The organism is Aeromonas oralensis, assembly GCF_049665575.1.
GTDB lineage: Bacteria > Pseudomonadota > Gammaproteobacteria > Enterobacterales > Aeromonadaceae > Aeromonas > Aeromonas hydrophila.
Genome location: NZ_CP187186.1, coordinates 3,264,837 through 3,285,512, shown reverse-complemented (window position 1 = coordinate 3,285,512; position 20,676 = coordinate 3,264,837). Strand labels below are relative to the sequence as shown.

The following is a 20,676-nucleotide window of genomic DNA, read 5'->3' as shown; positions in this document are numbered from 1 at the left end:
GTTGGGCTTCACTGCGCTCTGCACCAACCTACGCCCGCGCCAACCCGCATCAAAACCCCCATCAGCCATCAAACCGGCCTTGGCCCCACTCTTGCTATGTCTTATCCCATTGATGGCCGTGGCCGCCCTGAATCTCCTGCCGTGATCCGCCTCGAACGGGGTGGATTACGGGGGAGGGTGGCCCGGCAGAGACCTTCTGATGGGAGCCGTGACAGTGCAAGAGACAACCAATACCTTGCCCCCGCAGCGCTGGCTGCAACTGGAGTTAAAGGCCATCGACAGCCAGGTTGGCCGCTGGCAGAGCCGCCGTTTCGAGATTGCGGCGCTCCACCCCGCCGAACCTGAGGCTGCCGGCGCCTTGCCCCTTACCCTGTTTCGCGATGAGCGGGGGGATTATCGCTTCAATTTGAGCTCCGGCTCGCCCCGCCTCTTTGTCACCGGAAGCCGCGTGGACAGTGGCTTTGTGGCCGATGGCCTCACCCTGAGTCAGACCGTGGCCGCCGCCTATATGGATGGCGAGCGGCAGGTGCTCTCCTGCCCGCTGCCCGAGGCGTTGCAAGCCTGGGTGGAGGCCTTTATCGGCCGTCACGGCGAGCTGCTGGAGGCCCGCCGCAAGGGCAAGAAGGGCAAGGGACGGGCGCAGGATCAGCTCGGTGTCGATACGATAGATCAAGCCAGCTGCGGCGCCGTTAAAGCCACCGGCCCCGATGGCCGTGAGCGTGGCAGTGACAGCGGAAATCGCGCCCATGAGTGAGTTCCTCAAGCGCTGGTCGTCGCGCAAGAGTGAGGCGCGCAAGCATCAGCCATTGCAGCCAAAGGAAGAGGCTACCCCTGAGGTGCTTGCGACCCCTATCGAAGGCAGTAGCGAAGGTGAAATGCCAGATACTGCGCTGGATAGCACCGTAGTCAGCACTGACAAGGGGAGTGATGTTCCTCTCCACCTCGAAGGGGAAAAGCCGCGCGGATCAGAGCCCAAAACGACCCCTTCAGAGAAGCCAGCACTCCCCGACAAGGAGGCGCTGCGGGCCATATTTCGCACTCACAAGCCGGATGGGCTCGATGACTACACCCAGGATTTCAGCCAACCCGAATTGCTGCCTGCAGCTCTGAGCGCCGGGCTGCGCAACTGGCTGGTGGAGCAGGTGAGCACGCCCGATGGCGAAGCGCCTCACTTAACCGCTGCCGCACCCGAACCGGCGATTGTGGCCGCCACGGCCATAACTAGCGAGCCGCAAGGGTTGGCTGATAACCATTCTCAAAACCCTACCGACGATCGGGACATTTTGGTTGGCCATGATGGACAAAATGTCCCATCCAAGGGTGGGGGAATGGAGCATTTGGGATCCTGACTCCCTGCCAGTCACTTTTTTCCTGGGGGAGTTGGCTCGGCTCTTGCTCTCCCAGCTGACCAACAAGCACGCCATCCCACGAGGTGGCGCGCACAGGAGTGCATGTGAGCATCGAACAACCCATAACAACATCCGTCGCAACACTGACCGCCGATGGCGTGGCCGCGCGCAACGAACGTGCCCGCGCCCATGCCCTGCAGCATACGGTCAAGACCGACAATCTGATCCCGGCCACCGTCTCCTACCAGAGTCAGGGGCGCTTGCTGCTGGTCGGCCCGGAAGACCGCATTCGCCGCGCCGCCAGCCTGCTGCCTCAAGGCGTGATGCCGACCCTGCTGGTGACCGAAGCGGTCCATGACGCCGAGGCGGCGGATCTCGAGGCCATCTTCGAGGCTACCGCTACCCTGGATGCCCTGACCCTGCGCGAGCCCAGCCTGACCGGGTATCTCGGCCAGTTCCAGCTCACCGGCCTTAACGGGCAGGGTGAGCGTATCTCTCTGGCGGCGCTCTGTTTTCCACAACAAGCGGCTGCTGTCAGTGAACAGCTACGCGAACCGCGCTTCGATCTGGTGGCCGATCTGGGCCGCGTCCCGCTGTTTGCGCTGGAGCGCCCGCCGGTGGGCTATCTGCATCTGGCTGATGACGCTGACCTGGCCGAACTACTGGCCGGACAACTTGCAGAACTTTGTGCGCTGACCGGTATCTTCGACAAGCCGCGCTATTTTCGCCTGGACCCCGAGTCCTGCGCCTTTACCGCCCGTGGCGTGCCCGGTTGCAGCCGCTGCCTCGATGTCTGCCCGACCGATGCCCTCAAGCCCATCAATGGTCGCATCCAGATCGATCCCCATCTCTGTCAGGGCTTTGGCAGCTGTGCCTCGGCCTGCCCGACTGGGGCCATCGGTTATCACCAACCCGATGCCAACACCAGCGGCGACTACCTGCTGCGATTGCTCAAGCATTATCGGGAGGCGGGCGGCGACGCGCCTCAGTTGCTGATCGCCGGTGAAAACGAGCGCGAATGGGTGGAAGCCGAACTCACCCGCCTGCCCGCCAACTGGCTGCCGGTCTGGGTGGAGGAGAGCGCGAGTTTAGGCATCGAGAGCTGGTTCGCCGCCCTTGCCTATGGCGCCAGCGCGGTGCGCATCGCGCTGGGCGACGATGCCCCCGCAAGTGTCCGCGTACTGGTTGAGCGGGAACTGGCGAGCGCTGCCGTGCTCTTGGCGGGTGCCGGTCTTGCTGCCGCTCGCATCGCCCTGTTTAACCCGGATACCGAACAAGATAAGCCGCTCTTCTGTGAGCCAGCTGTTGCCCTGCTGGACAAACCGCTGAAAGGGGACAAACGGGAGAACCTGTTTGCCGCCTTCGACGCCCTCTGGCAGGCCAACGAGGGGAGCCGCGAGCCGCTGGTGGTGCCCCACGGTGCCCCTTATGGCAGCGTGGAGCTCAAAGGCGCTGACTGCACCCTCTGCATGGGCTGCGTGGCGGTCTGCCCGAGCCGCGCTTTGCATGCGGTGGGGCACACGCCGGGTCTCAACTTTATCGAGCAGGACTGCATCCAGTGCGGCATGTGCGAAAAGGCCTGCCCCGAGCAGGCCATCGTGCTGATGCCCCGCCTGCAACCCGTGCCCGAGGCGCGCCGCGCCGTGCAGAGCCTCAAAGCCGAAGAGGCGGCCTGCTGCATTCGCTGCGCCAAGCCGTTCGCGCCGGCCTCTCTTATCCGCCGCATCCAGCAAAAGCTGGCCGGTCACTCCCACTTCCAGAACGAGGCCGCCCAGCGGCTGCTGATGTGCGAGGACTGCCGGGTCAAGGATGTGTTTGCGGCGCTGGCGGCGGATCCCGTCTCCCAGCTCAAGTTGTGAGGGGCCAGCGATGACTGAACAACATAACGAAAAGGCTGGCGAACTGACCATGACTGAACTGGAACAGAGCAGCGCCGATCTCTACGCCCTGCTGGCAAGCCTCTGGCGCGCCGCTCCCCGTGGCGAGCAGCTCGCCTGGCTGCAAGGCCTGCAAGCCATGCCGGGCCCCTTTGCCAGAGGGCTGGGGCTGGTGCAGCTGGCGGCCAGCAGCCACCACGAAAACGAGCTTGCCGAGGAGTATCAGGATCTCTTTATCGGGCTGGGGCGCGGGGAGATAGTGCCGTTTGCCTCCTGGTATCTCACCGGCTCCTTGATGGAGCTGCCGCTGGCGGTGCTGCGCGCAGACCTGCAGTCCCTCGGTTTCGAGCGCCAGAGCGGGGTGTGCGAGCCGGAAGATCACCTGGCCGCCCTCTGCGAGGTGATGGCGGTGTTGATTGCCGAGCAGCACCCGGATCGCAACCGCTTCTATGAACGCCACCTTGCCCCCTGGGTACTCGCCTGCTGCCGCGATCAGCAACAGGCGAAAGGGGGCAGCTTCTATCGGGCGGTCGGTGCTCTTGCCGAAGACTTTTTCAAACTGGAACAGGAACTGCGCCTGCCCTTTGGCAGCCCGGTGGTGACGCAGCCATGACGCTGCGCCACCCACTCATAGCAAAACCGGCTCACCGCAGCCGACCATAACAGCAGAGGTCACAGAAAGATGAGCGATGAACAGCTGAAAGACCCGTCCCGCCGCAATCTGATCAAGGGAGTTGGCGTGGTCGCCACCATAGGCGTACTGGCCGGTGCTGCCGGTCGGGTGGTGAGCAAAGAGGCGCTGACCCACGATACCAAGCCTGATCAGGGCTATCGGGAGACCCCCCATGTTCACGACTTTTATCGCACCCTGCGCGGCACCGACTGAGCCGGATCAGTGAAGGAGAACTCATGAAACTGACAAAACGTGCCGAGCAGCCCCAGGCGGGCGAGCAGGGCAATGAGGCCATTCGCGGTCAGGGGCTGACCCGTCGCGCCTTTATGGTCAATTCCGGTCTGGTAGCCGGTGGCGCCGTGGCCGCCGGTTGGCTGGCCCCAGCCATGATGCAGCGGGCCGAGGCCAAAACCGTGGCAGCCGAGGTGCCGGTCGAGGTGAAGCGCACCATCTGTTCCCACTGCTCGGTGGGTTGCGGTGTCTATGCCGAGGTGCAGAACGGTGTCTGGACCGGTCAGGAGCCGGCATTCGATCACCCCTTCAACCTCGGCGGTCACTGCGCCAAGGGGGCGGCCCTGCGCGAGCACGGCCACGGTGAGCGTCGCCTCAAGTACCCGATGAAGCTGGTGGGCGGCAAGTGGCAGCGCATCAGTTGGGATCAGGCTATCGAAGAGGTGGGCAACGAGGTGCTGCGCCTTCGCAAGGAGTCCGGCCCGGACAGCGTCTACTGGCTCGGCTCCGCCAAGCACTCCAACGAGCAGGCCTACCTGTTTCGCAAGATGGCCTCCCTGTGGGGCACCAACAACGTGGATCATCAGGCGCGGATCTGCCACTCCACCACGGTCGCTGGTGTCGCCAACACCTGGGGCTACGGCGCCATGACCAACAGCCTGAACGACATGCACAACAGCAAGTCGATCATGTTTATCGGCTCCAACCCGGCAGAGGCCCACCCGGTCGCCATGCAGCACATCCTGCTGGCGAAAGAGCGCAACGGCTGCAAGATCCTGGTGGTCGACCCGCGTCGCACCCGTACCGCCGCCAAGGCGGACATGTACCTCTCCCTGCGTCCGGGCACCGACGTCGCCTTTATCTGGGGCATGCTCTGGCACATCTTCAAGAACGGCTGGGAAGACAAGGAGTTCATCCGCACCCGCGTCTATGGCATGGACGAGGTGCAAAAAGAGGTGGCGCGCTGGACTCCGGCCGAAGTGGAGCGGGTGACCGGCCTCAACGAGCAGCAGGTCTATGGCGCCGCCAAGCTGCTGGCTGACAACCGTCCCGGCTGCGTGGTCTGGTGTATGGGCGGAACCCAGCACACCACGGGCAACAACAACACCCGTGCCTACTGCATCCTCGAACTGGCCCTCGGCAACGTGGGCAAGAGCGGTGCGGGCACCAACATCTTCCGTGGTCACGACAACGTGCAGGGCGCCACTGACTTTGGCGTCACCTCCGATTCCCTGCCCGGTTACTACGGGCTGGAAGAGGGCTCCTGGAAGCACTGGGCCCGGGTGTGGGATGTCGATTACGAGTGGATCAAGGCCCGCTTCGACAACAAGGCCTACAACGGCAAGCTGCCGATGAACAACAACGGCATTCCGGTCTCCCGCTGGGTGGACGGGGTATTGGAGAACGCCGATCTCATCGAGCAGGGCTCCAACATCCGCGCCATGTTCTACTGGGGCCATGCGGTCAACTCCCAGACTCGCGGCCCCGAGATGAAGAAGGCGATGCAAAAGCTCGACATGATGGTGATTGTCGACCCGTATCCCACGGTCGCCGCCGTCATGAACGATCGCACCGACGGTGTCTACCTGCTGCCGGCCACCACTCAGTTCGAGACCTATGGTTCCGTCACCGCCACCAACCGCTCCATGCAGTGGCGCGACAAGGTGGTTGAGCCGCTGTTCGAATCCAAGGTGGACCACGAGATCATGTATCTCTTGAGCAAGAAGCTTGGCTTTGCCGATGAGCTGTTCAAGCACATTAAGGTCGAGAACAACGAGCCACTGCTGGAAGACATCACCCGCGAGTACAACCGCGGCATGTGGAGCGTGGGCTACACCGGCCAGAGCCCGGAGCGGCTCAAGGCGCACCAGCAGAACTGGCACACCTTCCACAAGACCAACCTCAAGGCCGAGGGCGGCCCGGTCAGCGGCGAAGTGTACGGTCTGCCCTGGCCCTGCTGGGGCACCCCGGAGATGAAGCACCCCGGCAGCCACATCCTCTACGACACCAGCATTCCGGTGTCGGAAGGGGGCGGCGGTTTCCGCGCCCGTTTCGGCATCGAGTATCAGGGCGTCTCGCTGCTCGCCGAAGACTCCTGGCCCAAGGGAAGCGAGGTGGAGGATGGCTATCCCGAGATCACTGCCGACCTGATGAAACAGCTTGGCTGGTGGGATGAGCTGACCGAGGCCGAGAAGAAAGAGGCCGAGGGCAAGAACTGGAAGACCGACCTCTCCGGCGGCATCCAGCGGGTCGCCATCAAGCACGGCTTCGTCCCTTACGGCAACGCCAAGGCGCGCTGCGTGGTGTGGACCTTCCCAGATCAGGTGCCCAAGCACCGCGAACCGCTCTACACCCCGCGCCGGGATCTGCTGGCCGACTACGCCACCTGGCCCGATGCCAAGAGCTTGTGGCGCCTGCCGACCCAGTACGCCTCGGTGCAGGAGAAGGACGTCAGCAAGGAGTTCCCGATCATCCTCACCTCCGGCCGTCTGGTGGAGTACGAGGGGGGCGGCGACGAGACCCGCTCCAACCCCTGGCTGGCCGAGCTGCAGCAGGAGATGTTCGTCGAGATGAACCCGGCGGATGCCAACGACGTCGGCGTGCGCGACGGTCAGGATGTGTGGGTGGAGGGGCCGGAAGGGGGCCGGGTCAAGGTGAAGGCGCTGGTGACCCCGCGGGTCAAACCTGGGCTCGCCTTTATGCCGTTCCACTTCGGCGGTCACTTCGAGGGCCAGGATCTGCGCACCAAATATCCGGAAGGGTCAGACCCCTATGTGCTGGGGGAGTCGGTCAACATAGTCACCACCTATGGCTATGACCCGGTTACCCAGATGCAGGAGACCAAGGTCACCCTGTGCCGTTTTCGCCAAGTAGGAGCCTGATCTCATGGCCAGAATGAAATTCATGTGTGACACCAAGCGCTGCATCGAGTGCAACGGCTGTGTGACGGCGTGCAAGAACGAGAACGACGATGCCCTGGAGTGGGGCATCCAGCGCCGCCGGGTGGTGACCCTCAACGACGGCCTGCCGGGGGAGACCTCCATCTCGGTCGCCTGCATGCACTGTACCGACGCTCCCTGCATGGCGGTCTGCCCGGCCGACTGCTTCTATCACACCGACGACGGCATAGTGCTGCACAACAAGGATCTCTGCATCGGTTGCGGCTACTGCCTGTTCGCCTGCCCGTTCGGGGCGCCCCAGTTCCCGAAGACCGCCGCCTTCGGCGATCGGGGCAAGATGGACAAGTGCACCTTCTGTGCCGGCGGCCCGGAAGAGGATCACAGCGAGGCGGAGCGCCAGAAGTACGGTGCCAACCGCATCGCCGAGGGCAAGCTGCCCATGTGTGCCGAGCTCTGCTCCACCAAGGCGCTGCTGGCGGGGGATGCGCAGGTCATCTCCGACATCTTCCGTGAGCGGGTCGCCTATCGCGGCGCCAAGGAAGCGGGCTGGGGTAGCGGTGAAGAGCTGTTTTACGACGCCAGCAAGGCGGGCAAGGGAGGGGCGGCATGAAAACCTGGCTAATGGCCCTGTTTGCCGCCCTGCTGCTGGTGAGTACCGCCAGCTTCGCCGACGCCGAGAAAGAGGCGGTCGGCTTTGCCGGCGCCGACTACTGGCGGGCGGTGAAGGACGGGCAGGAGGGGGTGACCACCTCCCGCTCGCCGGAGCACGGGGTGCTCATCTCGGTGCCGGGCCAGCTCTGGTTCGAGGTGAAGACCAAGTGGGTGTCGCCGCTCGGTGCCATCGCCATCTTCGGGTCGCTCGCCATGTGTGGCCTGATGTACTGGGCGGTGGGGCCGACCAAGCTCTCCAAACCGCGCACCGGGCGCAAGCTCAAGCGCTGGAGCCGGCTGGATCGGGCGCTGCACTGGACCACGGCGGGCATGTTCCTGACCCTGTCCGGGTCGGGGCTGGCCATCATCTACGGCAAGCACTTCATCAAGCCGGTGGTGAGCATCGGGGTGTGGGAGAACTGGATCTGGTTCGCCAAGGTGTTCCACAACTACGTGGGGCCGCTCTTCTTCCTCTGCCTGATGGGAGTGCTCATCAAGTGGTTTCGCCACAACATCGTCAACATGGTGGACGTGCGCTGGTTCATGAAGGCGGGCGGCATGCTGGGGCCCCACAAGGGGAGTCACCCCTCGGCGGGCTTCTCCAACGGCGGCGAGAAGGCCATTTTCTGGCTGCTGATCTGGTTTGGCGGCATCGTGGTGGCGACCGGGCTGTTTCTGGACTTCCCCATCTTCGGCCAGCTGCGCCGCCAGATGGAGTGGGCCAGCTTCATCCACATCGTCGGGGCCCTCATCCTCATCTGCGGCTTCATCTTCCATATCTACATGGGCCTGTTCCAGCTGGAAGGGGCGCTGGAGGGGATGATCAGCGGCGAGGTGGACGAAACCTGGGCCAAGGAGCACCACGATCTCTGGTATGAAGAGGTGAAGCACCAGCTCGACGAGCCCAAGGCAGGCAAGTCAGGCTGAGGCTGACCGCGACATCAGGATGAAAGAGAAGGGGCGCTGCGGCGCCCTTTTTTGTGTCTGCCGCTCAGAGCGGCGGCTGCAGCGGCAGCCGGATGCGGTAGCAGAGTCCCTCGCCGGGCGGGCTGGTGACGGCGAGCTGACCGTGCAGGTTGTTCTCCACCAGATTGTGGATGCGACAGGCGCTCAGCCCGCAGTGGCGGGCGTCACCGCGCAGGGTGGTGAAGAAGGGCTCGAACAGGTGGACCAGCTGCTCGGCCGCCATGCCGGGGCCGTTGTCCCGATAGATCAGCAGCAGCTCGCTGCCGGCGCGTTCCACCTGCAGGGTGAGGCGATGCTCCCCCGGCCCCTTGAAAGCGTGCTCCATGCTGTTCTTGATGAGCTCCTGCACCAGGTCGAGAAACAGCGACTCGGGGGCGATCAGGGTGACCTCCTCGCCGCCCAGATCGGCGTTGACCCTGGCGATGAGAAATTCGGGGGTGAAGGCCTGCAGCAGCTTGCGCAGACTCTTCTGTACGGCGAAGGGGGTGGCGGGCAGCTCGGTCTGATCCCGGGTCAGCTCCTTGAAGCGGGTCACCAGCAGGGCGACCCGGCGCAGGCTGGACTCCACCAGCTCGGTGCCCTCCTTGATGTCGGTGAGCTGCTGTTGGAGCAGGCGCTGCCCCAGCATGCCGTTTTGCACCGCGCTGGCCAGCAGATCGCCGGCGCCTTGAATGAGGCTGGAGGCGGTGATGCCGATACCGATGGGGGTGTTGATCTCGTGGGCGATGCCTGCGGTGAGCTGAAACAGGCTCTGGTAGAGCTGCACCTTGGCCTGCTGGCGCCCCAGCTCCTTGAGGCGCAGCTGGTTTTGCACCCGGGCCAGCACCTCGAGCTGGTGGAACGGCTTGGAGACATAGTCGCAGCCGCCGGCCTGAAAGGCCTGCTCGAGCGCCCCGATCCCGCTGTTGGCGCTGATGAAGAGCACCGGCAGGCACCACTGGCCCGGCAGCTGCTTGATACGCCGGCATGCCTCGTAACCGTCCATCACCGGCATGTTGATGTCCATCAGCACCAGATCGGGGGGGACTCGGTGGCGGCATCCACTGCCTGCAGGCCGTCGGTGGCCTCCCGTACCCGGTAACCCGCCTCTTCCAGCAAACTGCGCAAGATGTAGCGGTTGGATGCCATGTCATCGACGATCAGGATTTCACTCATCTGTGTGTTCTCTCCTGCCCCCGGGAACCTTCCCTGCCGGTGGCCTGCAGTTGAGCATAGTTGGCCGCTCTCTGCGGCGCGTGGCCGGTATGAGGCCATCACCCGCCTTGGTGCGGACTTTGGCCGCAGGGTATGCCCAAGCTCACAAAACTAAACAGGCAAACGTCATATGATTGATTTCATTATGAGTCTTGCTCTCCTGCCGAACGGCAATTTCACGTAAATCAAAGAGAATGACTATGGCTACCGGACAATATCTGCTGTGGAAAGATGCACAGGGACAAGATTTTCGCCCCGTTGCACTGACTGGCACCGATCTGCTCAACGATCGCAATCTCAACAAGGGCACCGCCTTTACCGAACAGGAGCGCGCCGACTTCGAGCTCGACGGCCTGTTGCCTCCCAAAGTGCAAACCTTCGAAGCCCAGCTGGATCGGGTCTATCAGGGCTTTCTGAGCGCCTGCAGCGACATCGAGAAGTATCAGAACCTGCGGGCATTGCAGGATCGCAACGAGACCCTGTTCTACGCCCTGCTGGCGCGCCACGTGGAGGAGATGACCCCCATCATCTACACCCCGACCGTGGGCAAGGCGTGTCAGGAGTTCAGCCACCGCTACCAGAAGGCGCGCGGCCTCTACATCACCCCGAAGAACGTCGATGACATGGGCTCCCTGGCCCGTCAGCTGGATGCCAAATCGGTGCGCATCATCGTCGTGACCGACAGCCAGGGGATCCTGGGGATCGGTGACCAGGGGGTGGGCGGCATGGGCATTCCCATCGGCAAGCTCTCCCTCTATACCCTGGCCGCCGGCATTCACCCCGCCTGCTGCCTGCCCATCGCGCTGGATGTCGGCACCGACAATCAGGCGCTGCTGGATGATCCCATGTACCTGGGTCAGCCCCACAAGCGCATTCGCGGCAAGGAGTACGACGACTTCATCGACAAGTTCGTGGCCGGGGTCAAGCGCCACTTCCCGAACGCCGTGCTGCAGTGGGAGGACTTCAGCAAGTCCAACGCCTTCAACAACCTCTCCCGCTATCAGCAGTCGCTGCCGTCCTTCAACGACGACATCCAGGGCACCGGGGCCGTGGTGCTGGCGGGCATCATAGGGGCGGTCAAGGTCAAGGGCGAGACTCTGGGCCAGCAGAACTACCTGGTCTATGGCGCCGGTGCCGGCGGGGTCGGGGTGGCGGATCAGATCTGCGCGGGCATGATCCGCGAAGGGCTGGATCCGCAGGCGGCTCGCGATCGCATCTACATCCTGGATACCCAGGGGCTGGTGTGTGACAACCGCGAGGGGCTCGACGAGTACAAGCGTCGCTACGCCAAGCCGGGCCTGCTGCTGGCCGGCTGGGACACCGAGGTGCCCGGCAAGGCCAACCTGACCGACGTGTTGCGCCACGTGCCGATCACCGTGCTGCTCGGCACCAGCGGCTCGGGCGGCGCCTTCAAGGAGGAGCACGTGCAGCTGATGCAAAAACACTGCGCGCGCCCAATGGTGTTCCCGCTCTCCAACCCGACCGCCAACTGCGAGGCGCTGCCGGACGACATCTATCGCTGGAGCCAGGGCAAGGCCATCGTCGCCACCGGCAGTCCGTTCAAGGATGTGCACTACGAGGGGCAGGAGTTCCGGGTCGGCCAGGGCAACAACGTCTTCATCTTCCCGGGGGTGGGTTTGGCGGCCATCGTCAGCCAGATCCGCGAGATTACGCCGGACATCTTCACCACCGCCGCCTTTGCGCTGGCGGAGTGCGTGAGTGAGGTGGACCTGGCCAAGGGGGCCGTCTATCCGCGCATTCGCGAGCTGCGCAACATTTCGGTACACGTGGCGACGGCGGTGCTCAAGGACATAGTGCGGCGGGATCCTTCCCACCCGCTGATCGGTCAGGATCTGCAGCAGCACATCCTCAACCACATGTGGGAGCCGGTCTACCTGCCCTATCGCCGGGTATGATGGCAGCAAGCTTGTACTTGCAATAGAAGGGGGTGGCCATGGCCACCCCCTTTTGTTGCCTGAGTTGTCAGCTGCGCAGCGGCAGCCAGTGCCCCGCCTTGCTGCGGCAGGCGGTGTCCTGCCACTGCTGACTGGCCTGGCCTATGTAGAGCTGCTCGCGGTAGTCGCGGCACCAGAGGCCGTTGGAATGGCGAAAGGTGCGCAGTGGCGTGACGCTGCCCGAGTGGCGGCTGGTGGGGTTGATCCAGGTGAGGCTCTGGCCCTTGGGACGGGTTTGCAGCGCCTCGGCCAGCGCCTGATTGGCCAGCACCACGTCCTGCTTGTCCATCTGGTGATAGAGCGGGGCGGTTGGCTGGGTGGCACAGCCGGACAACCACATTGCCAGGCAGATCAGCAGATAACGGCTCATGGTTGCACCTTGCTGTTGAATCCTTGCTGGATCAGCGCTTGCTCCTGCGCATCGGTCAGGGTCTGGCCGCGATCGTCGACCGTACCGTCGCCCCGGATCTCGTTGCCGTTGGCATCGACAGTGTCTACCCCGTGGTCGTCGACCGTGCCGTCACCCCGGATCTCGTTGCCGTTGGCATCGACAGTGTCTACCCCGTGGTCGTCGACCGTGCCGTCACCCCGGATCTCGTTGCCATTGGCATCGACGGCGTCTATCCCGTTGTCATCGACCGTGCCGTCACCCCGGATCTCGTTGCCGCTGGCATCCACGGCATCGACCCCGTTGTCATCGAGGCCGTTGCCCAGGCCACGCCCGCCACCGTGACGATCTCCGCCGGCGTGGCGGTCTCCTCCGCCATGCTGCTCACCACCGGCATGCCGATCGCCCCCGGCGTGTTCCCCACCGCCATGGCTGCTGTCGCTGCCGCCATCGTGACTGCTTCCACCGCTGCTGCCACCGCTATCGCTGTCACTGCCTCCACCACTGCTGCCACCGCCGTCGCTGTCACTGCCTCCACCACTGCTGCCGCCACCATCGCTGTCGCTGCCTCCACCGCTGCTGCTACCGCCATCGCTGTCACCGCCTCCACTACTGCTACTGCCTCCGCCGCTGCTTCCTCCTCCACCGTTTCCACTGCTGCCGCCACTGCCATCGCCATCCTTGTTGTGAACGATCAGCCCATTGGCGACATAGCTGTGGCTGCCATCGAGGATCAGGTTGAACAGTGCCGTGGTGGGCGGGGCATCAAGCCAGCAGAGGGACTCCACCAGCAGCTCTATGGGGTGGGGGGCCAGCGCCAGGTTGCCTGCACAGACGTGTTCCGACCAACCCAGCAGATGCATGCCGGTAAAGAGCGGCAGCACGGCGAGGGTCGGGGTTTCGGTACGAGTCATGGCCGGGGCGATGGCCGCCCAGCCGCGGGTGGTCAGAAAGGGGTGTTCGGCGGTGAAGAAGGGGGCCAGCCGGTTGAGCCCGTACAGCCGGCGCTCTCCCAGCAGCACCCGTTCGATCGCCAGGATCTGGTTGCTGCGGCCATATTGATCCCGTACCCGTTCACCGATCCGCAGGGTCTCGATGGGGCGCTCCTCCCCATCGGCCATCAGGATGGGGGTGCCGGCCACGAAACAGGACTTGGCATAGGCCTGATTCAACTGCCATTGATGGTGGCTGAAGTCATAGCTGAATGGGGTGGCAAACAGGGCCAGGGCGATGGCCGAGCCCACCAGCAGTCGGCGCTGGCTGGGTTTGAAAGCGGGCAGTGACATGGGGGACTCCTTGTCCGGCTGGATTCACGTCATCAAGTATAGAGGGGGCCGGTGGCGGGGCAGGGGCAACACCTGACAACAAAACCGCGTGGAAAAACGATTGGCGTCGGTGATAAAAGTGCGTAAAATCGCTTCCTCGATGCTTGTAGCAACGAATCCCGCCTAAAAAGCCAGTTTCATGCCCTCCCCAAGCAGTAAGAGGCAACAAATGACGCCTAATAGCTCATTCAATGCCTTGAAAAAGTCTTGTGATAACTGAAAAGTGTCAAATATCCCTGTCAGTTATCAAAAAGTTAAGGACATCCATGTTTTCCTTAGTCAAGCAAAGTGTCGCCGGGCTGCAAATCCTGTTTGTCGCCTTCGGTGCCATGGTTCTGGTGCCCCTGCTCACCGGACTGAACCCCTCCATGGCCCTGCTTGGCGCCGGTGTGGGCACCCTGCTGTTCCAGCTCTGCACCCGCCGCCAGGTCCCGATTTTCCTCGGTTCCAGCTTTGCCTTCATCGCCCCCATCATTTACGCCACCCAGACCTGGGGCCTGCCCTCCACCATGTTCGGTCTGTTTGCTGCCGGTTTCATGTACTTCATCCTGGCCGCGCTCATTCGTGTGCGTGGGATGGGCTTCGTGCACAAGCTGCTGCCGCCGGTGGTGATTGGTCCGGTGATCATGGTGATCGGTCTGTCGGTCGCCCAGGTGGCCTGCAACATGGCGATGGGCCGTGCCGGCGGTGAGCAGGTGGTGCCAGCCTCGGTTGCGCTGACCCTGGCCGGCATCTCGCTGGCGGTGACCCTGATTGCGGCGGTGTTCTGCAAGGGCTGGATCAAGCTCATCCCCATCCTCTCCGGCGTCATCGCGGGTTACGTGGCCGCCGTGCTGATGGGTCAGGTGAGCTTCGATGGCATGGTGAACGCCCCCTGGTTGGCGCTGCCCCACTTCGTGACCCCCGAGATCAACTGGGCTGCGGCGCTGTTCATGCTGCCGGTGGCCATCGCCCCCTGTATCGAACACATCGGCGGCGTGCTGGCCATCGGTGGCGTGACGGGCAAGGATTACACCAAGAACCCAGGTCTGCACCGTACCCTGGCCGGTGACGGCATCGGCGTCTGCTTCGCCGGCTTTATCGGTGGTCCCCCCGTCACCACCTATGCCGAAGTGACCGGCGCCGTGATGATCACTCGCAACTTCAACCCGGTCACCATGACCTGGGCCGCGGTGTTCGCCATCATTCTGGCCTTCTTCGGCAAGTTCAACGCCCTGCTCACCTCCATCCCGATGCCGGTGATGGGCGGCATCATGCTGCTGCTGTTCGGATCCATCGCCGCCATCGGTCTCAAGACCCTGGTGGAGTCCAAGGTGGATCTGGGGCTGTCGCGCAACATCGCCATCGTGGCCGTGACCCTGACCGTGGGTGTCGGTGCGCTGGAGATGAAGATCGGTGACTTCGCCCTGGCGGGCGTGGGTCTGGCCTCGGTGGCCGCCATCCTGCTCAACCTCATCCTGCCCCAGCACTCCGAAGAGGGTGCCATGGAGAGCGCCAAGGATTAAATCCCTGCGTTGACTTGCATTGAGATGATGAAAAAGAGGCCACCCCAGGGTGGCCTCTCTGTTTTGTCGGTGCATCGAGCGCGAGGTTCAGGGCTCAGGACTCAGGGCGCCAGCGTCAATACCCGCACCCACATGGCCCCTTCGCCCACCGGCTGGCGTGCCTGCAGGGTCAGGGCGCCGCTGGCCGGATCGATGCGGTGCAGCGCCAACTGGTGGGAGGATTGCCCTGCCGCCAGCAGCCAGCGGCCCTGCCCGTCGATGGCAAAGCCGCGCGGCATGGCTTCGGTGGGGAAGTGGCCGACCACCCCGAGCTCGCCATCCGGCGCAATGGCGAACTGGGTCAGCAGGCTGCTGGCCCGCTCGCTGCTGTAGAGAAAGCGCCCATCCGGCGTCACATGCAGATCCGCGCCCCAGTACTCCCCCTGATAACCGGCGGGCAGCATCTCCAGGCTCTGGCACAGTGTGATTTCGCCATTGGCGGTCTGCCGGTAGCGGTTGATGGTGCAGTCGAGCTCGTTCAGGCAATAGAGGTCGCCATTGCTTGGGTGCAGCGCCAGATGGCGCGGGCCGGCGCCGCTGGCGGTCTGCAGATCCCCCAGCGGATGGGGGCGCAGCCGACCCTCCCGGCAGAGCACAAAGCGGCGGATACGGTCCTCCTTGAGGCAGGCGACCAGCACCTCCTGCTCGCCCCGGTCGTCGGTGGCCAGCAGGGTGACCGAGTGGGCGGCCTGCAAGCCGTCGAGCGACTGGTGGGGCGGCGCTGCCCGACCGGTGCTTCCGATGGCGGAGACGGTGACATGATTGAAGGCATAGGAGGCTGCCAGCAGGAAGCGGCCGTCAGCCGAGATGGCGGTGTGGGAGGCGCTGCCCGTCAGCGGCGCCGAGCCCGGCTCGCTGAGCCGGCCATCCACGCCAATCCGGTAGCTGATGAGCGCAAAATCGGGCCGTACGGCGGCATGGAGCCAGTGCCCGTCCGGGCTGATCACCAGCGGCTGGACCTGGCCCGGGGTGTCGACCACCTGCAATGGCGCGAGCTCCCCGCTCCCGGTCAGGGCGAACACGTGGATCTGCTGGCTGGCGGGGCTCGCCACATAAACGACCTGCTGCATCTGTTCTCTACTCCTTGTCATGGGCAACGGCGCTCATCTTATCCTCTTTCGGGCCTGCTCTGGCCTACTCTTTTGCCCGCCCCGGGCAGACCACCTGACGGGCCTTGAGGTGGTAGAGCTCCACCTGCGGGTGGCTGAAGAAACCCACTTCCCACGGGTTCTTCTGCACGAAAGCGGCACGGATGGACTCGAACAGCGGGTGATCCTGCGGGATCTGGTAGGCATCGGCGGCGATGATGGTGTAGTTCCACTCGATGGCGCGGGTATAGGTGAACACCGCCCGCGAGTCGATGGCGAAGTGGCAGCGACCGTCGCGCTTGAGCAACTGCGACTTGAAGGTCTCGGGGAAGGTGATGAAGAAGATGTCGTCCTCATCGGAGGAGAGAAACGCCAGCACTGTGGTGTGCGGCTGGGACTGGGCCCGGGTCACCAGCACCCCGATCTTGTTCTCCACTTCGCGCAGGTCAGGCACCGGCAGGCCGGTGAGCGGGGTGACCGGCAGCTCGCGGGCAGGGCGTTCATCGGCCGGATGTTGATAGTCCGGCTGGGCGAAGCCATAGACCACCCGGTTGCCGTACCAGAGCTCGAACTGCAGCGGGGTGACCTGCACCTTGTCCGGGGCGGTGCGTGTTATTACCCCCTTGTAAGAGACGCGGTAGACACTCAAGGAGGCGTCGTACTCGTCGACCCCGGTGCGGTTGTCCAGATGCAGGGTGATCTTCTCCCCCACCGCCAGCTGATGCCCCTTGGGAAAGCTCAGCAGCAGCTCGTCACTGGGCTGGATCTCGACCCCGCAGATGTAGACGCCGGTCTCCTTGCTGGCGGGGTCGACATAGGTGGCAGCCACCCCGAGCAGGGGAGAGCCGAGAAAAGAGAGCAGAGAGGGTTGAGAACTCATTGGCGCACCTTGGCAAATGTGGGGGTTGGCCCCTCAGTGTATCGCGGCCGACCCGGATTGGCAGACCCCTCACTGGGGGAGGTAAGCGCTTCAGGCTAGCGGCAAACGGTGGCCCATTCTGGCCGGCGTGTCACAAAACCAGTGTGGACTGTTGGCCGCCGACCATAAAAAAGGCCCCTTGCGGGGCCTTCGAGTGGCATGGCGTGCTGCCTTAGCCGGGTTGGGCACCCGGCAGGGCGGGAGGCTGGGTGGAATCGGACTCCACCTTCTGCTCTTCGCCCTTCATGTTCTTGATGTAGACGTCCATCTGGTTGAACGCGATCTCGATGCCGTTGGCCTTGAACAAGGCGTCGATCTTGCGGTTCAGCTCGTCCACCGCCGGGTTGCGATCGCCGAGCTCGCTCACGAAGAAGCGCAGCTCGTGATCCAGGGTGCTGGGGCCGAAGGTGAGGAAGTAGACGATGGGGGCCGGGTCTTTCAAGACGCGGCTGTTGTCGTCCGCCGCCTGTTTCAGCAGGGTACGGGTCAGCTCCAGATCCGAACCGTAGGCCACCCCCACCCGCACGATGACGCGGGTGACGGTGTCGCTCAGCGACCAGTTGATCAGCCGTTCGGTCATCAGCACCTTGTTGGGGATGATCACCTCCTTGCGATCGAAGTCGGTGATGGTGGTGGCGCGGATGCGGATCTTGGAGACGGTGCCGGAGAAGGTGCCGATGGTGACGGTGTCACCGATCCGTACCGGACGCTCGAACAGGATGATGATGCCGGAGACGAAGTTGCCGACCACCTCCTGCAGACCGAAACCGATACCGACCGTCAGACCGGCGGCGAGCCACTGCAGCTTGTCCCACTGCATACCCATCAGGGAGAGGGCGGTGAGGGTACCGACCCCGATCAGCACGTAGTTGAGCATGGTGGTGATGGCGTAGGCCGTGCCCTGGGCCAGACGCAGCTTGGAGAGCACCAGCACCTCCAGCAGACCCGGCAGGTTGCGGGCCAGCGACCAGGCCGCTCCCAGCATGAAGATGGCGGTCAGCACATCGCTCAGGCTGACGGGGTAGAGCACCGCATTGGCGCCGGAGCCCACGCTCTTGTGCCACAGCACCATGCTGTCGAGGTAGGAGAAGACCGCCACCAGATCGGACCAGAGCCAGTAGAAGGCGACGCCGAACACCAGCAGCAGCACTGTGCGGGTCAGGCGCAGGGACTGCTGGCTGACATCCTCCAGATCCATGGGCTGCTCTTCGATGGACTCACCCCCTTCCGCATCTTCCGAAGACTTGTGCTCGCGCTTGGCCACTGCACGGCGATAGGCCAGACGGCGGGCCGCCAGCTCCAGGCCGCGCAGGGCGGTGCGGTAGACCAGGCTCCAGATGATGATGAGGTAGAAGGATTCGATCAGCCGGCCGGTCAGCTTGAGGGCGGTGTAGTAGTAGCCCAGCCCCACCAGCACCATCAGCGCCACCGGTGCCAGCGCCAGGGCGATGGCGGTGATGGACTGCTGCATGCTCGCCTCGCCCTTGATGCGGGCGCGGGAGATGGGGAACACCAGGTAGGCGGCCAGCCCCAGCAGGGCCAGGGTCAGCGCCTGACCCACCACGTCGTTGCCCAGCGACGAGGGTTCTACCACCGCCTTGGTCGACAGCATGATGAGCGGCAGCAAGGGCACCCACAGATAGCGCATGCTGGTGCGCTTGGCCTGCAGCTCGGCTCTGGCAATGCGGAAATGGGTCTCGGCAATGCCGCCCGGCCGCATCACCGCCAGATAGACGCTGAACACCAGGTAACCGAGCGCCAGATTGAGGGTGATCTGGAAAATCAGCTTGGAGCTGAGCAGACCGCAGTCGGTCAGCAGCAGACCGGCAGCCAGGATGAACAGGCTGCCCGGCAGGCGTTGCAGCACGGTATAGCAGAGAGCAACCGGGGTGTGCCACTGGCTGTCCTGGCGAAAACGCCCCAGGTCCTTGGTGATCTTCTTCTGCCGTTCCACCAGCGCCGAGCGCTTCCAGATCAGCAGGCCACCGATCAGCAGCAGCGGCAGGGCCAGCAGTGTGATCGGCAGCAAGGTTTCACCCCAGCCGCTCCAGTCCGGTTTCAGCACCCAGTCGGAGGCCTGCTTGTAGGCCTGGGCCGGCCAGTTGATGAACCACTTGCCATCGATGGGCTTGTTGCTGCTCACCCAGAAGATGTGCTGCTGCAGGGTAAATTCGATGGAGGAGTAGATCCGCGCCAGCTGCTGCTGGGTCAGCTGCAGGCTGATGGCGTTGGTCAGCTGGGCATCCAGCTGGCGGTTGAGCTGGTCGAGCAGGCTGATGCGGGTGTCGAGCAGCTTGGAGAGGCTGGCTCTGTCCTCCTGGCTCACCGGTTCGCTGCTGCTCGCGACCAGGTTGTCCAGATACTGGGTCTTCTGGAACAGCTGGTCGCGCTGCTGGCTCAGCTCGAACTGGGCCAGGTGCAGGTCGGCGATCTGCTCTTCCAGGTTCTTCACCAGCGTGGAGGGTGACGACTCCAGCTGCTGATAGAGCTGGTAGAGAATGCGTGACAGCAGCAGGTTGCCCTTGAGCATCTGCACCTGTTCGTTGAGGTTGCGCTCGGTCTGGGTGCCGCGCTCCAGCCAGCTCTTGGCCTGCAGGTTCTTCTGCACCAGCGAGTTGAGGTTGGTGGTGGCGCTGACCAGCTGCTGGCTGAGCTGATGGTTGAGCTCCTGCTCTTTTTGTACCAGCGGATTGTCATCCGCGGCGACCAGCTCGCCGGTCTGCTCGGCGGTCTTTTCGGTGTCACCGAGGCGCTTGGCACTGCTCTGCTCTTGCAGCAGCTGCAGCTTTTGCTCCTCGTTGGTGAGGCGGGCGCTCTGGTAGTCGCGCTGCTTGACCGCCAGATCCTGCATGCTGGTGCGGTTGTCCAGCTGCTGTTGCAGGTTGGCCAGTTGCAGCTCCTGCAAGGCCAGCTCGGCACCCAGCTTCATCTTCTCGGCACCGCTCACCCCGTCACCGGCATTGAGACGGGTACGGATCTCCTGGCTGCGCTGATAGGCGCGGCTCATCAGGGCCTGGGCCCGCTCCGGCAGGGTTTGCAGGCTGGTGATCTGGCTGCCGATGGTGCCGAGGGCTTCCTGGGCATCCTGCATGTTGGCCATGACGTCGGGCTGGCGACTCTCCAGCTCGCTCAGGCTCATGCTGGCGTATTCACTCTTGATCTGCTCGGCACTCTTGTTCTGGGTCAGGGCATCGAGCTTGGCGCTGATGTCCCTGAGCTCGGCCGGCAGGGAGCGAATGCGCTCGCTCTGGCTCTTGGCCTTGCTCTTCTCCTTCTCGATGCTGTCGAGCAGGGTGAGGGTGTCGGTCAGGAATTTCTGGTCGGCCTGCTGGCTGACGGTGAGGGTATCAGACTTGCCAAGGGCATCGAGCGCCCGCTGCACGCTGGCACGTGAGGGCACATCCTGCGCCATGGCCTGCGGGGCGCAGAGGCTGACGAGTAAGCAGAGCAGCGGCAACAGGGTGGCCGAGGCTCTTTTGAAGCGTGTTGAGAGCATAAAACTTCCGGGTTATTACGCGATATTTGGGAGATTTCCCACTTGGATTAAATCCGCGTGGATTCTAACACCGGGCAGGAATGGGCAGCAGGGGGGCAGATAAAAAAAACGGCGCCCGCA

Annotated in this window: 17 protein-coding genes; 10 read left to right on the top strand and 7 right to left on the bottom strand. The window is 63.8% G+C overall.

Annotation, left to right across the window (positions count from 1 at the left end):
• Positions 1-199 precede the first annotated feature (199 nt).
• From ACPDZI_RS15170 to ACPDZI_RS15135, 8 genes are all read left to right on the top strand, one after another.
• Positions 200-754 (top strand): DUF3305 domain-containing protein, encoded by a 555-nt coding sequence (locus ACPDZI_RS15170; protein WP_043162616.1) that lies wholly within the window; start codon positions 200-202, stop codon positions 752-754.
• Positions 747-1,349 (top strand): DUF3306 domain-containing protein, encoded by a 603-nt coding sequence (locus ACPDZI_RS15165; protein WP_438833416.1) that lies wholly within the window; start codon positions 747-749, stop codon positions 1,347-1,349. Before ACPDZI_RS15170 ends, ACPDZI_RS15165 begins: the two co-directional genes overlap by 8 nt.
• Before the next feature lie 104 nt (positions 1,350-1,453).
• On the top strand, positions 1,454-3,208 hold the full coding sequence (locus ACPDZI_RS15160; protein ID WP_438833414.1) for a 4Fe-4S dicluster domain-containing protein: 1,755 nt from the start codon (positions 1,454-1,456) through the stop codon (positions 3,206-3,208).
• 10 nt (positions 3,209-3,218) lie between these two features.
• On the top strand, positions 3,219-3,839 hold the full coding sequence (locus ACPDZI_RS15155) for a TorD/DmsD family molecular chaperone (RefSeq protein WP_438833413.1): 621 nt from the start codon (positions 3,219-3,221) through the stop codon (positions 3,837-3,839).
• A gap of 69 nt (positions 3,840-3,908) precedes the next feature.
• A complete protein-coding gene (locus ACPDZI_RS15150) occupies positions 3,909-4,112 on the top strand; it encodes a transcriptional initiation protein Tat (protein ID WP_005347650.1) in 204 nt (67 codons plus the stop codon).
• A 23-nt stretch (positions 4,113-4,135) separates the two neighbouring features.
• Positions 4,136-7,012, top strand: coding sequence for a formate dehydrogenase subunit alpha (locus tag ACPDZI_RS15145; RefSeq protein WP_438833412.1), 2,877 nt, complete (start codon positions 4,136-4,138; stop codon positions 7,010-7,012).
• A gap of 4 nt (positions 7,013-7,016) precedes the next feature.
• Positions 7,017-7,640, top strand: coding sequence for a formate dehydrogenase FDH3 subunit beta (gene fdh3B, locus ACPDZI_RS15140; RefSeq protein WP_011706855.1), 624 nt, complete (start codon positions 7,017-7,019; stop codon positions 7,638-7,640).
• Positions 7,637-8,608 carry a formate dehydrogenase subunit gamma gene (locus ACPDZI_RS15135; RefSeq protein WP_011706854.1) on the top strand — a complete coding sequence of 324 codons (972 nt, stop codon included), beginning with the start codon at positions 7,637-7,639 and terminating at the stop codon, positions 8,606-8,608. Before fdh3B ends, ACPDZI_RS15135 begins: the two co-directional genes overlap by 4 nt.
• Positions 8,609-8,672: 64 nt before the next feature.
• On the opposite strand, the gene ACPDZI_RS15130 is transcribed toward ACPDZI_RS15135, so the two are convergent.
• The gene (locus tag ACPDZI_RS15130; RefSeq protein ID WP_438833411.1) at positions 8,673-9,653 is read right to left on the bottom strand and encodes an ATP-binding protein; all 981 of its coding nucleotides are present in this window, start codon (positions 9,651-9,653) and stop codon (positions 8,673-8,675) included.
• Entirely contained in the window at positions 9,653-9,802 is a 150-nt protein-coding gene (locus ACPDZI_RS15125) for a response regulator (protein ID WP_438833410.1), read from the bottom strand. Before ACPDZI_RS15125 ends, ACPDZI_RS15130 begins: the two co-directional genes overlap by 1 nt.
• A gap of 239 nt (positions 9,803-10,041) precedes the next feature.
• Here ACPDZI_RS15125 and ACPDZI_RS15120 point away from each other — a divergent pair, with 239 nt between their 5' ends.
• Positions 10,042-11,757 carry an NAD-dependent malic enzyme gene (locus ACPDZI_RS15120; protein WP_187267714.1) on the top strand — a complete coding sequence of 572 codons (1,716 nt, stop codon included), beginning with the start codon at positions 10,042-10,044 and terminating at the stop codon, positions 11,755-11,757.
• A gap of 67 nt (positions 11,758-11,824) precedes the next feature.
• On the opposite strand, the gene ACPDZI_RS15115 is transcribed toward ACPDZI_RS15120, so the two are convergent.
• Positions 11,825-12,166 (bottom strand): RT0821/Lpp0805 family surface protein, encoded by a 342-nt coding sequence (locus ACPDZI_RS15115; protein WP_268029375.1) that lies wholly within the window; start codon positions 12,164-12,166, stop codon positions 11,825-11,827.
• Positions 12,163-13,470: a hypothetical protein gene (locus tag ACPDZI_RS15110; RefSeq protein ID WP_438833409.1), complete on the bottom strand. Its 1,308-nt coding sequence runs from the start codon at positions 13,468-13,470 to the stop codon at positions 12,163-12,165. Before ACPDZI_RS15110 ends, ACPDZI_RS15115 begins: the two co-directional genes overlap by 4 nt.
• A gap of 305 nt (positions 13,471-13,775) precedes the next feature.
• On the opposite strand from ACPDZI_RS15110, the gene ACPDZI_RS15105 reads away from it, so the two are divergent.
• Positions 13,776-15,014, top strand: a complete 1,239-nt coding sequence (locus ACPDZI_RS15105; RefSeq protein WP_016351527.1) for a uracil-xanthine permease family protein — start codon at positions 13,776-13,778, stop codon at positions 15,012-15,014.
• 101 nt (positions 15,015-15,115) lie between these two features.
• On the opposite strand, the gene pgl is transcribed toward ACPDZI_RS15105, so the two are convergent.
• The 3 genes from pgl to mscK all read right to left on the bottom strand — a co-directional run bounded on the left by pgl (position 15,116) and on the right by mscK (position 20,556).
• Positions 15,116-16,123, bottom strand: a complete 1,008-nt coding sequence (gene pgl, locus ACPDZI_RS15100) for a 6-phosphogluconolactonase (protein ID WP_438833408.1) — start codon at positions 16,121-16,123, stop codon at positions 15,116-15,118.
• 64 nt (positions 16,124-16,187) lie between these two features.
• A complete protein-coding gene (locus ACPDZI_RS15095) occupies positions 16,188-17,021 on the bottom strand; it encodes a hypothetical protein (protein WP_268029372.1) in 834 nt (277 codons plus the stop codon).
• A gap of 211 nt (positions 17,022-17,232) precedes the next feature.
• Entirely contained in the window at positions 17,233-20,556 is a 3,324-nt protein-coding gene (mscK, locus tag ACPDZI_RS15090) for a mechanosensitive channel MscK (RefSeq protein WP_438833407.1), read from the bottom strand.
• Between the last annotated feature and the right edge of the window lie 120 nt (positions 20,557-20,676).

Bases quoted from the DNA above. Each gene is read 5' to 3' on its own strand.
- ACPDZI_RS15170 (WP_043162616.1), top strand. From the start codon at position 200: ATGGGAGCCGTGACAGTGCAAGAGACAACCAATACCTTGCCCCCGCAG.
- ACPDZI_RS15165 (WP_438833416.1), top strand. From the start codon at position 747: ATGAGTGAGTTCCTCAAGCGCTGGTCGTCGCGCAAGAGTGAGGCGCGC.
- ACPDZI_RS15155 (WP_438833413.1), top strand. From the start codon at position 3,219: ATGACTGAACAACATAACGAAAAGGCTGGCGAACTGACCATGACTGAA.
- ACPDZI_RS15150 (WP_005347650.1), top strand. From the start codon at position 3,909: ATGAGCGATGAACAGCTGAAAGACCCGTCCCGCCGCAATCTGATCAAG.
- ACPDZI_RS15145 (WP_438833412.1), top strand. From the start codon at position 4,136: ATGAAACTGACAAAACGTGCCGAGCAGCCCCAGGCGGGCGAGCAGGGC.
- fdh3B (WP_011706855.1), top strand. From the start codon at position 7,017: ATGGCCAGAATGAAATTCATGTGTGACACCAAGCGCTGCATCGAGTGC.
- ACPDZI_RS15135 (WP_011706854.1), top strand. From the start codon at position 7,637: ATGAAAACCTGGCTAATGGCCCTGTTTGCCGCCCTGCTGCTGGTGAGT.
- ACPDZI_RS15130 (WP_438833411.1), bottom strand. From the start codon at position 9,653: ATGGACATCAACATGCCGGTGATGGACGGTTACGAGGCATGCCGGCGT.
- ACPDZI_RS15125 (WP_438833410.1), bottom strand. From the start codon at position 9,802: ATGAGTGAAATCCTGATCGTCGATGACATGGCATCCAACCGCTACATC.
- ACPDZI_RS15120 (WP_187267714.1), top strand. From the start codon at position 10,042: ATGGCTACCGGACAATATCTGCTGTGGAAAGATGCACAGGGACAAGAT.
- ACPDZI_RS15115 (WP_268029375.1), bottom strand. From the start codon at position 12,166: ATGAGCCGTTATCTGCTGATCTGCCTGGCAATGTGGTTGTCCGGCTGT.
- ACPDZI_RS15110 (WP_438833409.1), bottom strand. From the start codon at position 13,470: ATGTCACTGCCCGCTTTCAAACCCAGCCAGCGCCGACTGCTGGTGGGC.
- ACPDZI_RS15105 (WP_016351527.1), top strand. From the start codon at position 13,776: ATGTTTTCCTTAGTCAAGCAAAGTGTCGCCGGGCTGCAAATCCTGTTT.
- pgl (WP_438833408.1), bottom strand. From the start codon at position 16,123: ATGCAGCAGGTCGTTTATGTGGCGAGCCCCGCCAGCCAGCAGATCCAC.
- ACPDZI_RS15095 (WP_268029372.1), bottom strand. From the start codon at position 17,021: ATGAGTTCTCAACCCTCTCTGCTCTCTTTTCTCGGCTCTCCCCTGCTC.
- mscK (WP_438833407.1), bottom strand. From the start codon at position 20,556: ATGCTCTCAACACGCTTCAAAAGAGCCTCGGCCACCCTGTTGCCGCTG.